We start from the raw sequence: 14,397 nt of genomic DNA on the forward strand, positions 1-14,397 counted from the left end.
TGATCTTTCTCGTAACGGTTGTAACATTCTTCGATTGATCAGTGACTGTATACTTTAATGTATACGTTCCTTTTTTCTTTGTATTTACCGTACCCGTTACCTTGATTTTACTAGTCAAACTGCCATCCAAATTATCTTTCGCAGTTACTCCTGATTTAGAATTAAAAGCTGAGTTATAGACAACGGTTTTACTTTTGGCGCCGAAAATGACTGGCTTGGTGCTATCTATGGTGATCTTTCTTGTAACTGTCGTAACATTTTTTGATTGATCAGTGACTGTATACTTTAATGTATACGTTCCTTTTTTCTTTGTATTTACCGTACCCGTTACCTTGATTTTACTAGTCAAACTGCCGTCTGCATTATCATTAGCACTCACGTTTGTTTTTGGATTAAATGAAGAATTAAGTCTGATTGTTTTGTTCGCGGCACCTGAAATGACAGGTTTAACCGTATCCTTAATTGGCACAACAGGACTTGATTGTTTCTTCGCAATGTAAGCTGATGAAACATAGCCCTTCACCTTTTGATCTTCAGTTTGTACGGGGTACCAGACAAATTTATTACCCTTAGATTCGTGATAGTCAAAATTCCCTGTGATGATCAAGCTTGTATTGGATGGCACAGATACGGCACCTTCCGTAGTGATTATTTCTTTCCTTATATTCACCCTGGATGTCGTCACCGCTTTGTCTCCTGCCTTGAACCAATAAACAGAGTCATGCGTTTGATCTGTCAGTGTATATTCCAGATTATTAAAGATGATATTTTCAGTGCTTTCACGATCATATTGAAAATCGGATGTTTTAAAAGGATATTTTGCTAGTTTTGTAACATTCAAATAACTTTGGTTTTCTATCTCAGCAAAAACTTCCTCTTGATAGGCATTTGTATTTATTTTCCCAGTTTCCTGGTAAAGAGGACTGTTCACAGGTTTTGTCCCATTGTATGCCATGACAGGGAAATACCAATTTTCAATAACTTTACGCGCTGCACCTTTGATTTTCGGCAAATCTTTTCTTGAATACATACTGCTCAGTACCTCGACGCCTGCTTCTATATTGTAGACTATATCATTTTCCAACCTTTTCTGGTCATACCCACTTTTATTGGTAAGCTGCATTAGACCGATACCGCCATCGTCGGATTTAATCGGTTGTCCTGCATCATTAAATTGCCTCCAATCCCCGTTTTCCTGCGTAGCAACCGCTTTTAACACCTCAGGGGGGATTTCAGCCTTTATTGCTGCATTCGTCAGTAAGCAGTTAATCTGCTTATGGGAAGGATTTTCATTCGGTTGGATTTCACCAAATGATGAGCATGCATTGGTTAATTCAGACGCTGCAAAAGCCTGTCCATTGAACAAACTGAATGTTAAACAGGTTACTATTCCAGCTTTTACTAAAGGTAACTTCATGAATCAAACTCCAGTCTATTTATATTTAAATTTATAATAATTCTAACATGATAATCTAGTAATTGTAACAATTACTGGAATAAAATTGGTTTTTTGAAATGAAATTCCTAACAAGGATAAACAATTTGTTTATTACCTAGAACAAAAGAAGCTGACTCACATTATCGAGTCAGCTTCTTTCTTTTCCAATCACAAGAATATGTATTTATTATGGTTAAAATTTTTCCTATCTTATGGTTAGATTTTTCGGCGCTATGTGTCTATTCTATTATACAATCACTTCTACCGGTTCTCTCGGTTTCCGCACCAGACACATGATACCCGGCACGATGAAGAAGATAAGGGGCCATACATGAAAGATGGTCAGAATGCCTGTAATGATGAATAAGATTCCGGCTGCCTTCACTTTGCCGCTTTTTACTAGAAAGATAGCAATCAGGCCTCCAGCCAATGCAATAAACAAGGATATAATCCCAGCCCATAATAAGCCAATAAAAAACTTGATTGACATATCCATATCAGACGTTGAAAACTCTGACTCTGTCATTAATGAGTAGTCTACTATTTCTGTTACATCGATACTGTTGATATAAACCGCTGCTATAATCGTCACGATTAATGAAATCGCAGCGATACTCACGCCAATAATACTTAATACAAATTCCCATGTCCGTTTCAATTCATTCGCCTCCCTAGAAAAGTTACTTATATATAATACCCAATCTGGGAAGGAATAAAAGACTTTTCTTAAACATCCTCAGGCTTTTTTTGAGAGCATAAACACGGCTCTGCTATTCTATTATTATTTTTTCTTCACTTCATCAATAAGGCTAATAAGACAAATGCATAATAAAATTAATCCGATAAACGTACCATTGGAACTTGGCTCTTCACCAAAAAATACAGGTGATATGAAAAAATTTAATATAAATATGATTATTGCGAGACTAACTAATACTCTATTAATGAAAAACACCTACCCTTCCATAAGACTAGTTCCGAAGCTACAGGGTTGAATTGAAGAAGACACATAAGGGGAATAAAAAAACGACTCAGATATAGAGCCGTTAATCATCCTTCTTTTTTAACTGTTCGTTTAATTTATCTACTTTATTTTCTAAATGATGCATTTTTGTCATGTGTTTTATAAAGAAACGGAAAACCTTCACAACCATTACGACTAAAAGTACAAGAAGAGCGAGGTAAAATAATTGCCATAATATATCACCAATATTAAACATAATATCACCACCTGAAATAAAATGATTAACAATCTTTTAGTTACAAAAACCTTGTAAAGAAACTAAAAGGACAAATAAAGCTACTAAGATACAAACATACCCTCGAACTTTTCGGTCATTCCGAAGTTTTTCTATTCCCACAAACAACACAAGCAAGAGCTCCTAATAAAAATAAGGTGTATGAAGAGTAGTCTACATTCCTAGTGATCAAACTATAAGATGATAGGGCTATTATACTAAACACCAACGAAATTTGAACCTTTATCAGCAACAAATCCCCTCCAAAGAAAAAGCATATCATTTATCACCATTCTTTTGGCTGAAAAATGGAAAAAAGGCTCTGTATCAGAGCCTAAAAACATTCCTATTCACAATCAAAGCCACCAATTGCTCGACAGACGGTTCATGCGGCATCATATCCGGCGTAAACCCAAAGTCTTTAAGTTTCCTGCCGGTACTTTTCCCGATTACCCCGATGGTAGCTTGATTTAACATCCCGCTAACATCAACGCCTGCCTTGTCCCCATAATCCATCAGCATATCCACTGAATGCTGATTAGAAAAAAGAACCGTATCAACAGCATTTTCTTCTAGCATTCTCGGAAGAATTTCAAGAAATCTTTCATCCACATATTTTTCGATAGATTGAAAATAGTCCTCGTCCCCATAATTTGGATCCAAGTGTTCCTTTTTCCGATCTCCTATAATCAACAGAGTTCCGTCTTCCGTCATCTCTGATTTGAGAGCTGCAATTAACCCTCGTTGCTGTAAGACTTTCTTCGATTTCCTCGATACCACATAAAGCTTGGCCGAAATTTGGCGGAAGTCTATAGCATATTCTGTGAGTAAATCTAAAAACCCATGAACACTCTCTGGTGAGGTAAAGAGCATCCGATCATACAAAAGGAAAGATAGCAGCTGACTTTTTTTAGCTTTTACTTTTGTCGTAATCCATTTAGGAAACTCGATGACATCGCCCCCAAGTTCATAAAGGTTCTCCGCCAAGGAACTTTTTGTCGTTCCCGTTCGAGCTACTAAAAACTGTTGCCCATATAGTGGTTTCTTTTCAAACCATTGCAGCCTTTTTCTTAGTAAAATGATATCCCCGACCAAGGTGATAGCCGGGTTCTGAAGCGACTTTTCACTTACCATTTCCACTATATTGGCCAAGGTCCCCTCCACCGTTTCTTGTCTTCCATAGGTGCCCCATTGAATGACGAGTACCGGCGTGTTCTTTGATTTTCCATGACTGATCAAGTTTTCACAAATATTCGGAAGGTTGGCTACTCCCATATAAAATGCAACGGTATCTACACTTTGTACAAGCCCAGTCCAATCTATTTCCTGTTTGGTACGTTCATGGCCTGTCACCATCGCAAAGGAACGTCCAAAATCCCGATGTGTCACGGGGACGCCTGCATACATGGAAGCGGCAATGCTCGACGTAACTCCTGGAATGATTTCAAATGGAATGTCTTTTTCTTTCAACGATTCCGCTTCCTCCCCAACTCTTCCAAAAACGGCAGGATCGCCGCCTTTCAAACGGACGACATTGTGTCCTGCCAGCGCTTTGGAAACGAGCAGCTCATTGATTATCTCTTGCCTAATACCCTTTGTATAAGGCGTCTTTCCACAATACATCAATTCACAATGAGGAGGGGCAGCTTCCAAAAGCTTCGGATTGAGCAACCGGTCATATAAAATTACATCCGCTTTTTCAATCGCTCTTTGCCCTTTGACGGTAATCAGACCTTCATCACCTGGACCTGCCCCCACAAAATAGACTTTCCCCTTGGCCTTGGTCATCACTTCACCTCTATCTTCTTACTTACTTGAAATGGCATGATAATATTTCACCAGTTCGATTAATGCACTACCCATTCTTTGATCTTCTGGATAGATGACCCGCTTGATTCCTTCATCGATTACGACCTGCGCCGTTACTTTTCCAACTGCAAGAGCAATCACATCGGATTTAAACCAGTCGATTATTTTATCTTCCACACCTTGTTCACGGGCAAATTTCATCAAATTACGAGGCTGCGGTGCGCTCGTGAACACGACAGAATCTATTTTCCCTCCAAGAATTTCTTCGATAAGCTGCTGCATCGTTTCTGTTTCCGGCAGAATATGTTCGTATGGAAGAATTTCTTTATGCTCTACCTTTTGTTCATCCAACCAGTTCATTAAAAGAGGTGCCGGGTCCCCATGCAGTTGCAATGCGACCTTTACATCCCCAAACAAATGGCCCTCTAGATTGCGAACGAGCCCTGCCGTACTTCCATCATCGTCACGGATTAATGGCTGCAGTCCTAGTTTTTTCAGCATATTCGCCGTTTTATAACCCCTAGCTGCGATTTTCATAGACTGCAAAGCTTCTATAAAACGAGCCTCCGCTTCCATCTTCACAGCGGTTTTATATAGAAGTTCCGTTCCCACTCCCGTCGTGAGAATGATCCAATCAAACTCTCCTGCAATTAAGCGGGTGACATCCTCCTCTAGATGAGAATCATCAAGGAAGACCGTCCCCTGTGCTGGACGAACTAGCGGTACGCCCCCAAGATTATGAACAATTTTACTTATTTCTTCCGTTTTCCTCGCTCCCAATAGAGCAATGGTTCTGCCGTTAAGCTTACTCATTCATAACCCTCCATATGTATATTCAATTTTAAACCTCTTAGCTATCTCACCTATTATACAAATTTTCAGTCTATGAAACTATAGAAAACAAAAGACTCTTCATTATCTTTCCATAATTAGATACACAATCCCACCAATCCAAGGTCTTAACATTCATTTTGAAAGAAGTAAAAAAGAGACCCTGATTTCGGGTCTCTGTCTTCATATCTGCTTTATTTTTCCGGTACGTTACAAGAACCGTCCGTACAAGCTTCACCTGTTGCTGGATCATTCACCATTTGAAGCGGATTTTCCTCAGCCCATACCTTTTTCAGCGTATCCAGGAATGCCTCTGTTGGCTGAGCTCCTGAGATGCCATACTTGCGATTAATGACGAAGAATGGGACACCTGTAATTCCAAGCAGGCTTCCTTCTTGCTCGTTCCCTCTAACCTCCGCCGTGAATGCAGTACCTGCTAGCATGGTTTCTGCCTCAGACTTTTCAAGGCCGGCCTCTTCAGCCAAACTAGCCAATGTTGCATGATCACCAATATGTTTGCCTTCCGTAAAGTATGCTTTAAAAAGGCGTTCATTCATTTCATTATCTTTACCTTTTGATTCAGCAAAATGCATCAAGCGGTGAGCATCAAACGAATTCGTTAAGACCACTTTGTCAAAATGATAATCGAGTCCCAATTCTTTAGCCTGTTGGGTCAGATTTTGGCTGCTCGCTTCTACTTCCGCTTGCGACATGCCATATTTCTTCGCAAGCATTTCATTCGAGGTCATATTAATATCACGTTCAGCCTCCGGGTTCAACTCAAAACTGCGGAACGAAACCTCTACCTGATCTTTATTTTCAAATTGGCTCAAGGCCTCCTCGAACCGACGCTTTCCTATATAACAAAACGGACATTGATAATCCGACCAAATTTCTACCTTCATGTAAAAACCCCCTTCATTTAATGCAATCACATTAAGCACATTATATAATCTTGGGTATCCTCTTGCAAGGATATTACCCTAGACACTCTTTTTCAAAATTGGCAAAGTCGACTTTTTTCATAAACTCTTCTAACGTATACCCCTTTAATAGGCGCAATGTTTCCTGTTCTGCTTCTTTCATGATTTCTTCCAAAGCCGTATCCAACTGCTTCCCAACTTCGCCGCATTCACTCGTTTCCATACAAACAAGACATTCTGGGCGTACGGCTTGATACACATCCGCTAAAGTCAGCTGAGCGGCAGGCACCTTCAAACTATATCCACCATCTCGCCCTTCCTTTGTTTCGACAATCCCTGCAACAGCAAGCTGAGCCATCACTCGGCGTAAAAACGTCGCATGTGAATTCACCTTTGAAGCTATCGCTGAACTTGTCAAAAGCTTTCCACTTTGAGCAAGCCAAACCAGTGAGTGAATGGCAATAGCAAATCGCGGCGGGCCAATTTGATTATTTCGATTACCTGAAGACATGCTTATCCCCCCTTACAAATCCTATCTCCACTATTTACATGATATATGTAAGGCCATTATACTATGTTCCGTTCTTCCGAACAAATGACCCCAGCCTCTTTCCTATTTGATAAAGGGTGCATTATTGATATACTTTTATAGTCTGAATTTTAAATCTTTAATGATAGGAGAACGTTCATGAATGGTAAATACCCATATTTACTCGTCATACTTGGCGCTATGCTTTGGGGAACAACCGGAACAGCTCAATCTTTCGCCCCTGATGGCGCCCACCCAATTGTGATTGGTTCCGTCCGCCTGGCTATTGGTGGTACTGCCTTATTGCTCATTGCAATCTGGCAAAAAAAAATAACGTTACACAATTGGCCAATAAAAGAAACCATTTTGGCGACGCTAGGTATGGCCTGTTATCAACCGCTATTTTTCACAGCTGTCAGCATGACCGGAATCGCCATCGGAACCATTATTACACTAAGCAGCGCCCCTATTATCGCTGGCTTCCTTGAATGGCTATTTGGTAAAAAACGTCCATCACCGAGCTGGTGGATGGCAACAGGTTTATCAATTGCCGGATGTTTGCTTCTTTTTTCCAATCAAGGTTCTGTTACCATTGATCCGGTAGGTGCCTTGTTTGCGCTTGGTGCTGGGGCTTCCTTTACAGTATACACACTGGTAAGTAAAAAGATTTTGGATAAACAGCCTCCAGAAGCAACCGCTGCGGTCATCTTTTGTTTCAGCGCCCTGCTTTTGGCACCTATGTTATTTATATTTGATATCAGCTGGATAGGGACCACAAACGGGTTGGCCGTCAGCCTCCATCTTGGTCTTCTCGCTACCGCAGTTGCCTACTTACTTTTTAATAAAGGGCTTTTATCTGTTCCATCATCAACAGCCGTTTCCCTGTCACTCGCTGAGCCGCTGACAGCCGCGCTTCTAGGCGTATTCCTCATCGGAGAGAGCTTGACTCTAATGTCTTGGTTTGGTGTTGGACTACTCTTATGCGGAATAATTTCACTGACGATTTCGCCAAAATCGTCAAAGAGTCCTGCTATTATGAACCAGAAGTTGTCTGTGAAAAAGTGACGCTTTTACAGAGTTGGATTTTGCAGCATAATTAATAAATAAGCTAGGATTTTTCCTAGCTTATTTTTTTGTATGATCGCAGCATAAGCTGTAAATGGATTAATTCGACCGTTGGGAAGGATAATTCGTCCTTCACGCAATTAATTCAACCTTCAAAAGGATAATTCGTCCGTTTGGCGGGATAATTCGTCCTTCACGCAATTAATTCAACCTTCATAAGAATTAATCATCCTTTTAAGCCGACTAAGTAATATAAAAACCACACGGCATGATTTTGCTCATCGGCGGCAGCACGATTGAATGCCTTGATTATGGATCGATCAGCCACACCATCTGCCACTTCTCTATAAAAATCTACGGTTTCCTGCTCATCCTGGAACGCAAATTCCACCCCGTCTCTATAGGACTCAGGGCACGATTCCGTCACTTTAGGCTGTGGCTGCACCCCCGTCAAGCTGGTATAAATCTGAGCAAATCTCTGAAAATGCTTGACCTCATCTTCCCTAATTTCCATAATCCGCTTCCGCTGCCTCTCATCCGGTGCTAATTCAGCTAATTTCTCGTAACACTGGATGGCGCTGTACTCGCCATTTATCGCCTTTTCAAGCTGACGGACTAATTTATTCTGCTGTCTACTCCAATCATCTTCATACGTTTCGTAACCATACATGTATAAAAACCTCCCTGTTCCTTTTCCCATTATGTTATGAAACACGGAGAAACAGGTGCCTAGTCATGTCATTGTAAGCTGTTAAAACATAAACGGAAGTGATGCCTCTTCCCCGGTTTTCAAATCCTTTATTTTAATGATGTTCGCATTCACCTCATTTTCACCGATTATTATGACAGCCTGAAGCCCTTCTTTATTTGCCCTATCCAAGGCCTTGCTTATCTTTTTGCCTGATAATTCGACTTCCACTTTGTATCCCTTTTGGCGGTATTCTTTGGCAACACCTAATGCTTCTTTTTCCACACCAATTGGAATAATATAGTAGTCAAGATTAGAAACATTTTTTGTTTGGTTTCTACCTTTTATAGCAGTTAAAATCACATCCAGACCAAAAGAAATGCCCACAGTCGAGACTTTATCATTGGTACCTGCAAGCCCTCCGATTGCATTGTCATATCTTCCTCCACTTCCAATACTCGACTTTAATTCGCCGTCTGCCAGAAAAATTTCATATACTGTTCCAGTGTATATCTCAAGTCCTCTAGCTAAAAACGGATTAAAGATGCAGACATCCTCAAGTTGTAAGTATTTCAATAACCCTTTTAACTCCGATAATTCCTTTACTCCTTCTTGGAGTAGAATATTATCTGTCGCCAAGTCTTTGAAGAAATTCAAGTCGATTGTTTCCCTTTCATTTAGCCAACTTCTAATTGCATTGATCGTTTCAACTGCCACTTGTTTTCTCTCTAGCTCTTGTGAAACACCCTCTATCGATATTTTTTCAAGTTTATCCAAAGTTAGTGTCACATCAGCTATTTCAGACTTAGGGACACCCAGCACTTCAAGCATGCCCGCTAATAGCTTCCGGTTGTTATATTGAATACGCACATCTAAACCCAACTTCTGAAAGGCCTCAATCGCCATCATCATTAGCTCTGCCTCCGCCGCCTGTGATTCCACGCCAACTACATCAACATCGCATTGGGTGAACTCACGAAACCTCCCTGCCTTAATTGGACCATCACGAAACACTTTTCCGATTTCATACCGCTTAAACGGCTTCCTTATTCCTGGATTCATCGCGACGACCTTTGCAAAAGGAATGGTTAAGTCATAACGAAGGGCTAATTCCCGTTTGCCCTGATCAGTCAGTGTGTACATTTCCTTTAATATTTCCGCTCCTCCTCCATATTTCGAAGCAAGTAATTCTGTATAATTCAAAATTGGTGTTTCAATTGACTGACAGCCATAAAGAAGGAAAACATCCTCTAAAGTCCTTTTAACCTGATTACGAATTGCCTCATCTTGTGGTAAATAATCCTGTGTACCTTTTACATTTTGATAAGCCATCTTCTTCATTAAAACTCCTCCTTTTGTTAGAAAAAATAAAAAACCGCATCTGATTAACTTACTAATCAAATACGGTTCATGATAAATAGCTTTCCTATTCACGATTTTTCAGCAATCGGATAGCAAAGCTACTGTGTATGATGATGAAGTTGTGAATTCATAAAGGTTTTTCCTTCTTCCATTTTCATCCACCCCTAATTACAAAGTATTTTAACACACTCCACAAAAAGGAACAATATCCCCTAGCAATCTATTGAATAATCTCCACATTTTCATACAAATAAGCTTCTTCCGGTGCCTTTATTTTCTTCGATTCTTTTAAATCAATAACCGGTACCGCTTCACCTTTATAACTCCCTTTTTTTAATGTGCCTGTAATGGTGTACCAATCATTCGTCTTCATATTTTTCACATTTCCATTGACCATATAGCCGTATAACGTCGCGTCGACCACACAGCAGGACATGGAGAGGCGGGCGATTGCCATTTGTTTTTCTTTAAATGAATCTTCACGATAAATAAACCCGGAAAGCTCTATTTCCTTCCCCTCGATTGTATCGAGGTTGTTCAGCAAATCATCCAATACTTCAAAGTAATTGTCATCTGTGACAGAAATCTTTTCACTGTTCACATGTTTCCCTGCATCGTATGAACTTACTAAGGGAGTCTGTTGCTGCGCCATTCCTCTTTTTTCCAGCACTTCTCCGCTCAATGTAAAGTCCGTCAAAATGAAGCCAAGCATAATCGGAATGAAGAACAAACTATATTTCAGGACCTTCATGGCCGGTGAAGACTCTCTATGGGATTCACACTCACAATTATGCAGGCTCTGTTTTTGTTTTTTCATACGCAGAAGACTGATTACTAAAAAAGCAAAAAGCGCAGCCAATGCATATGGAACCATTTTGGGTGCAATTAATTTCGTTAAATGACCAGAAACGTACAATTTAAAAATCATAAGCCCCAATCCAAGTAGTAGCAGTCCCTCAAGTCTTTGGATAAAAAAACTTTTCATTAGATGCCCCCCTTACTTATCATTACACCTGCGAGCAGACACAGACTGAAGACGACTGCGAAAACAAGCAGTACATATGTGACGACAAATCTCTGTTTAAAACAGGACAGCATAATCAGAACATTTTTCAAATCCAGCATTGGACCAAATACAAGGAAACCAAGGATAGAACCCGGTAGAAAACTATGAGAAAAGGAAGCGGCAACGAATGCATCTGCTGATGAACAGAGCGAAAGTACAAACGCGATTCCCATCATCAGTGCTGTGCCTTGAATCGGAGTCTGACCGATATCGGCCAGAATAGTCCGATCCATTAAAACTTGAAATACACTGGCAAACAAGGCGCCTATGATAAAGTATCTGCCGACCATAAAAAATTCCTGTGAGGTGTGATCGATGAAGCTTGTCCATTTACTAGGCAAAGAAGTAACGTGATCATGCTCATGAACAAGTTCTATCTTCTCTTCTTTTACCACGTCTTTACTGCAGAAGATATAAATAAATAAACCTATAATAACGGCCGTAATAACACAGAGAATGATTCTTCCGTATAGAATGGACGGGTTATTCTGAAAGGCATAATAAGTTGAGCCGAAAACTATGACATTTAAGATTGGGGCGGTAACGAGTAAAACAACACCTGCATGAACCGGGACACCCTTCACAATTAACCTTCGCACGACCGGTATGATTGCACACTCGCAAACCGGGATAATCAGTGCCGCCGCGATCGCAGCAAAAATAGCCGTAAGAGGTCTTTTTGGAATCATCCGCTGAATGATTTCTTCACTAACAAACAACTGGATAAACGAAGATGCAATTGCACCCAAGAACAGAAAAGGAATCGATTCTAAAAACAACCCCAAAAATACAACCAACACCGAACGAAGCATCGGGTAGGCTGAGAAATCAAGTGCTTTTGGAATAAACACATCGCCTAGAAAAAAGAATGCAAGTAGCAAAAACAGCAGAATCAATAACAGCAGATTGCCCGTGTATCGTTTCAAAAGCATTTTTCAACCACCTTTACAAATCATAATTATTACGATTTGAAATTTTAATTTGGTCTAGTATATGCCTTTGATAGAGTGAACATGACAAAAAACAGAGAGTGAACGAGTCTCTCTGTTTCAGGTTGGAGCTTTCTTTATTTATGGTAAGGTTTACAGATTCTAGCTATGTTCATGCATGATGAACTACAGAAGAAGAAAAGTAGAAGGCATCGTAATACACTTATTTATCTCTTCTATATAAATCCCGACTCTTATAACCCTCTCCAAGAATCATTTTCATTTCTTCACGTCGTTTTACTTTTGTCGCCTCTTGTTTTGCACTATATACATAACGTGCCCAATCTTTACGGTACCCTGGAGTGATTGATTGATAGAACGCAAGTAAATCCGGAGAATCCTGCAAATCTTTCTCAATATCCTGAATCATCGCGATATAATCATCTACACATTGACTTGCTTTGGAAGATGGTTGATTCTTGTTTCGGGAATCTTCTTTTAGACCGACAACCGTAAAGACATCATCTAATCCAACCATACGTGCAAACTTAATGTTACTCGATCCAATATAACCATTTTCATCTGCACCTAGCCCAGCTAATAAATCATCACGATGAATAAACGTTGGATACACTTTATTCCCCTTCTTGGGATAAGCCAAAAAGATATAGCCGCTTTTATTCAAATAATTTTTTTCAATTACCTTGTTTACGATTCCTTTTAAAGACTCCATATCTAATACAAAAGCAAATATAAGATCATACGTACTTTCAGAAAGCTCTGTATCATATTCCGCTAATTCCGCTAAATAATCTGCACCATCAGGTAAATGCACGACTGCCACCTTTTTATATTTTTGTAAATTCAATTTTTCAACTATTGTTTTAGCCATCAAGATCCACCCGTCAAATTTAATATTGTATATCTCATTAGTGTAAAAGTTCCCCATTTCATTCGCAACTTTTCCTGTTCAAATTATGAAAGTATACTTTTATTTTCAAATCTATCTAGTGAAATTATTTATTTAAGAGTCAAAAAAAGACGAGAGAATTAATCTCCCGCCTTTTCTATTATCATTGCTTTAAGGAATATTAACGGTGTTATAATTTAGAGGTAATTAGTTCCAATGCCCAGCTTCTTCGAGTTTCTTTTTACCTTTGAATGCTAGGATAATCAATACTAAATTGATAGTCAACATAAAAGCAATTGCAACCAGTACTGATGTATAGCTACCTGTAAATTCAAAGATATATCCGTATCCTGGTAAAGCGACAATCCCCGCTACTGCTAATCCAATCACAGCAGAAGCATAGATTTCACTATATTCTTTATTACCAAACAAAGCTGTTGTTAGTAGCGGTCCTAATGTACCGATAGATGCAACTACAAATCCATAGATAGCAATTGCTAACGTAAACATCGCAGAGTTTTCTGGAATTGCTAAAAGTATTCCAATTGGAACTAAACCTAAAATCATCGCAAAGAGTGCTGTATTTTTCGCACCAATTTTATCAGATAATATTCCGAAGGATAAAGCTCCTAATAACACACCAATCGACCAGCCTCCCATTGCATTACCCGCGAATGTAATATCATAGCCCAATCCCATTGCGAATGGTGCAACATGTTGACCAAAGCTTCCTATAGCCGTGATAAAGAAGAAAAATAGAAGTAATGCATAAAATGCAGAGGATTTTCTTGCTACAACTGCCGTAACTCCTTTACTTGTTACTGCTTTAGGAATTGTTTTTTCATTACTTTTTACTTCGTCCACTCCAAGTGGTTGTAAGCCTTTTTGTTGTGGGGCCATTCTGATCGTTAAGAGTACGATTGGTATAACGATCGCCATTACTAATACTCCTAAAATAATATAAGTATTTCTCCAGCCTTGGCTATCAATTAAGTTACCTGCCATAGGTTGAAGAATTGCTCCGAATAAGCCACCTGAGGCTACCATAATTCCCATTGCCAAGCCATTATGCTTTTTAAACCAGTTATTGATTAATACTGGGCCTGCCATTTGGCAAACAAAAATGGAACCAATTGACATAGGGATACAGAACAAGTACCAACCCCACACAGAATTCATTAATCCAAACATCGCAAATGATCCTGCTTGTAAAATAACTCCTATTACTAATATCATTCTAATATCATATTTCGCCATCATTTTACCTGCAATTGGAAGGAAAATCATGGTGACAATTGATGAAATACTAAAGTACAAGGATAAGCTTCCCATTCCAATGCTTAAATCCTCTGTAACAGGTGTTAAAAACAATCCACCTGCAGTCATAATACCGCCTTTTGCAATACCGACCATAATAGCTAAGCCTGCTAAAATCCACCAAGCATAGTGAATTTTTTTCTTCTGACTCATTGATGTGTGTCCCCCTACTTCTCGTTTTATGCCAAAATTCCCGCAATAAAAGCCAGTAGCGTTATCGATTATAAATAATACTACTGGTTATTAACTAGTCATTATCTTTATTGTGTAATATATTCACTTACCAAATCAA

General features: G+C 39.4%; 15 protein-coding genes. 1 reads left to right on the top strand and 14 read right to left on the bottom strand.

Features of this window, described 5'->3' with window-relative positions; translation table 11 throughout:
* The 8 genes from AKG34_RS18030 to AKG34_RS18055 form a co-directional block, all read right to left on the bottom strand.
* Positions 1–1,417, bottom strand: a 1,417-nt coding sequence (locus tag AKG34_RS18030; RefSeq protein WP_083450837.1) for an immunoglobulin-like domain-containing protein, incomplete at its 3' end; no start/stop codon positions are given.
* A gap of 268 nt (positions 1,418–1,685) precedes the next feature.
* Positions 1,686–2,096 carry a DUF4064 domain-containing protein gene (locus AKG34_RS18035; RefSeq protein WP_053347360.1) on the bottom strand — a complete coding sequence of 137 codons (411 nt, stop codon included), beginning with the start codon at positions 2,094–2,096 and terminating at the stop codon, positions 1,686–1,688.
* Between the two features lie 388 nt (positions 2,097–2,484).
* Positions 2,485–2,658 carry a hypothetical protein gene (locus AKG34_RS28070; protein WP_161804950.1) on the bottom strand — a complete coding sequence of 58 codons (174 nt, stop codon included), beginning with the start codon at positions 2,656–2,658 and terminating at the stop codon, positions 2,485–2,487.
* 36 nt (positions 2,659–2,694) lie between these two features.
* Complete coding sequence (locus AKG34_RS29730; protein ID WP_161804951.1) at positions 2,695–2,808, bottom strand: DUF3953 domain-containing protein; 114 nt, start codon at positions 2,806–2,808, stop codon at positions 2,695–2,697.
* 195 nt (positions 2,809–3,003) lie between these two features.
* On the bottom strand, positions 3,004–4,464 hold the full coding sequence (gene cobA / locus AKG34_RS18040) for a uroporphyrinogen-III C-methyltransferase (RefSeq protein ID WP_053347361.1): 1,461 nt from the start codon (positions 4,462–4,464) through the stop codon (positions 3,004–3,006).
* An 18-nt stretch (positions 4,465–4,482) separates the two neighbouring features.
* On the bottom strand, positions 4,483–5,298 hold the full coding sequence (locus AKG34_RS18045) for a uroporphyrinogen-III synthase (RefSeq protein ID WP_053347362.1): 816 nt from the start codon (positions 5,296–5,298) through the stop codon (positions 4,483–4,485).
* Between the two features lie 212 nt (positions 5,299–5,510).
* Complete coding sequence (locus AKG34_RS18050) at positions 5,511–6,221, bottom strand: DsbA family oxidoreductase (RefSeq protein ID WP_053347363.1); 711 nt, start codon at positions 6,219–6,221, stop codon at positions 5,511–5,513.
* Between the two features lie 73 nt (positions 6,222–6,294).
* Complete coding sequence (locus tag AKG34_RS18055; protein WP_053347364.1) at positions 6,295–6,750, bottom strand: RrF2 family transcriptional regulator; 456 nt, start codon at positions 6,748–6,750, stop codon at positions 6,295–6,297.
* Positions 6,751–6,927: 177 nt separating this feature from the next.
* On the opposite strand from AKG34_RS18055, the gene AKG34_RS18060 reads away from it, so the two are divergent.
* Positions 6,928–7,833 carry an EamA family transporter gene (locus AKG34_RS18060; protein ID WP_053347365.1) on the top strand — a complete coding sequence of 302 codons (906 nt, stop codon included), beginning with the start codon at positions 6,928–6,930 and terminating at the stop codon, positions 7,831–7,833.
* A gap of 226 nt (positions 7,834–8,059) precedes the next feature.
* Here the strand turns inward: AKG34_RS18060 and AKG34_RS18065 are convergent, their stop codons facing one another.
* From AKG34_RS18065 to AKG34_RS18090, 6 genes are all read right to left on the bottom strand, one after another.
* Complete coding sequence (locus AKG34_RS18065; RefSeq protein WP_053347366.1) at positions 8,060–8,503, bottom strand: ferritin family protein; 444 nt, start codon at positions 8,501–8,503, stop codon at positions 8,060–8,062.
* Positions 8,504–8,584: 81 nt separating this feature from the next.
* The gene (locus AKG34_RS18070; protein ID WP_053347367.1) at positions 8,585–9,862 is read right to left on the bottom strand and encodes a histidine--tRNA ligase; all 1,278 of its coding nucleotides are present in this window, start codon (positions 9,860–9,862) and stop codon (positions 8,585–8,587) included.
* A 241-nt stretch (positions 9,863–10,103) separates the two neighbouring features.
* Complete coding sequence (locus AKG34_RS18075) at positions 10,104–10,868, bottom strand: TIGR03943 family putative permease subunit (RefSeq protein WP_053347368.1); 765 nt, start codon at positions 10,866–10,868, stop codon at positions 10,104–10,106.
* The gene (locus AKG34_RS18080; RefSeq protein WP_053347369.1) at positions 10,868–11,881 is read right to left on the bottom strand and encodes a permease; all 1,014 of its coding nucleotides are present in this window, start codon (positions 11,879–11,881) and stop codon (positions 10,868–10,870) included. The genes AKG34_RS18075 and AKG34_RS18080 overlap by 1 nt, the downstream gene beginning before the upstream one ends.
* Before the next feature lie 220 nt (positions 11,882–12,101).
* Positions 12,102–12,770, bottom strand: coding sequence for a YdeI/OmpD-associated family protein (locus AKG34_RS18085; RefSeq protein ID WP_053347370.1), 669 nt, complete (start codon positions 12,768–12,770; stop codon positions 12,102–12,104).
* Positions 12,771–12,995: 225 nt separating this feature from the next.
* The gene (locus tag AKG34_RS18090) at positions 12,996–14,258 is read right to left on the bottom strand and encodes an MFS transporter (RefSeq protein ID WP_053347371.1); all 1,263 of its coding nucleotides are present in this window, start codon (positions 14,256–14,258) and stop codon (positions 12,996–12,998) included.
* Positions 14,259–14,397: the final 139 nt, after the last annotated feature.

The organism is Peribacillus butanolivorans (assembly GCF_001273755.1).
GTDB classification, from domain to species: Bacteria; Bacillota; Bacilli; order Bacillales; family DSM-1321; genus Peribacillus; species Peribacillus butanolivorans.

Bases quoted from the DNA above. Each gene is read 5' to 3' on its own strand.
- AKG34_RS28070 (WP_161804950.1), bottom strand. From the start codon at position 2,658: ATGTTTAATATTGGTGATATATTATGGCAATTATTTTACCTCGCTCTT.
- cobA (WP_053347361.1), bottom strand. From the start codon at position 4,464: ATGACCAAGGCCAAGGGGAAAGTCTATTTTGTGGGGGCAGGTCCAGGT.
- AKG34_RS18045 (WP_053347362.1), bottom strand. From the start codon at position 5,298: ATGAGTAAGCTTAACGGCAGAACCATTGCTCTATTGGGAGCGAGGAAA.
- AKG34_RS18050 (WP_053347363.1), bottom strand. From the start codon at position 6,221: ATGAAGGTAGAAATTTGGTCGGATTATCAATGTCCGTTTTGTTATATA.
- AKG34_RS18055 (WP_053347364.1), bottom strand. From the start codon at position 6,750: ATGTCTTCAGGTAATCGAAATAATCAAATTGGCCCGCCGCGATTTGCT.
- AKG34_RS18060 (WP_053347365.1), top strand. From the start codon at position 6,928: ATGAATGGTAAATACCCATATTTACTCGTCATACTTGGCGCTATGCTT.
- AKG34_RS18065 (WP_053347366.1), bottom strand. From the start codon at position 8,503: ATGTATGGTTACGAAACGTATGAAGATGATTGGAGTAGACAGCAGAAT.
- AKG34_RS18070 (WP_053347367.1), bottom strand. From the start codon at position 9,862: ATGAAGAAGATGGCTTATCAAAATGTAAAAGGTACACAGGATTATTTA.
- AKG34_RS18075 (WP_053347368.1), bottom strand. From the start codon at position 10,868: ATGAAAAGTTTTTTTATCCAAAGACTTGAGGGACTGCTACTACTTGGA.
- AKG34_RS18080 (WP_053347369.1), bottom strand. From the start codon at position 11,881: ATGCTTTTGAAACGATACACGGGCAATCTGCTGTTATTGATTCTGCTG.
- AKG34_RS18085 (WP_053347370.1), bottom strand. From the start codon at position 12,770: ATGGCTAAAACAATAGTTGAAAAATTGAATTTACAAAAATATAAAAAG.
- AKG34_RS18090 (WP_053347371.1), bottom strand. From the start codon at position 14,258: ATGAGTCAGAAGAAAAAAATTCACTATGCTTGGTGGATTTTAGCAGGC.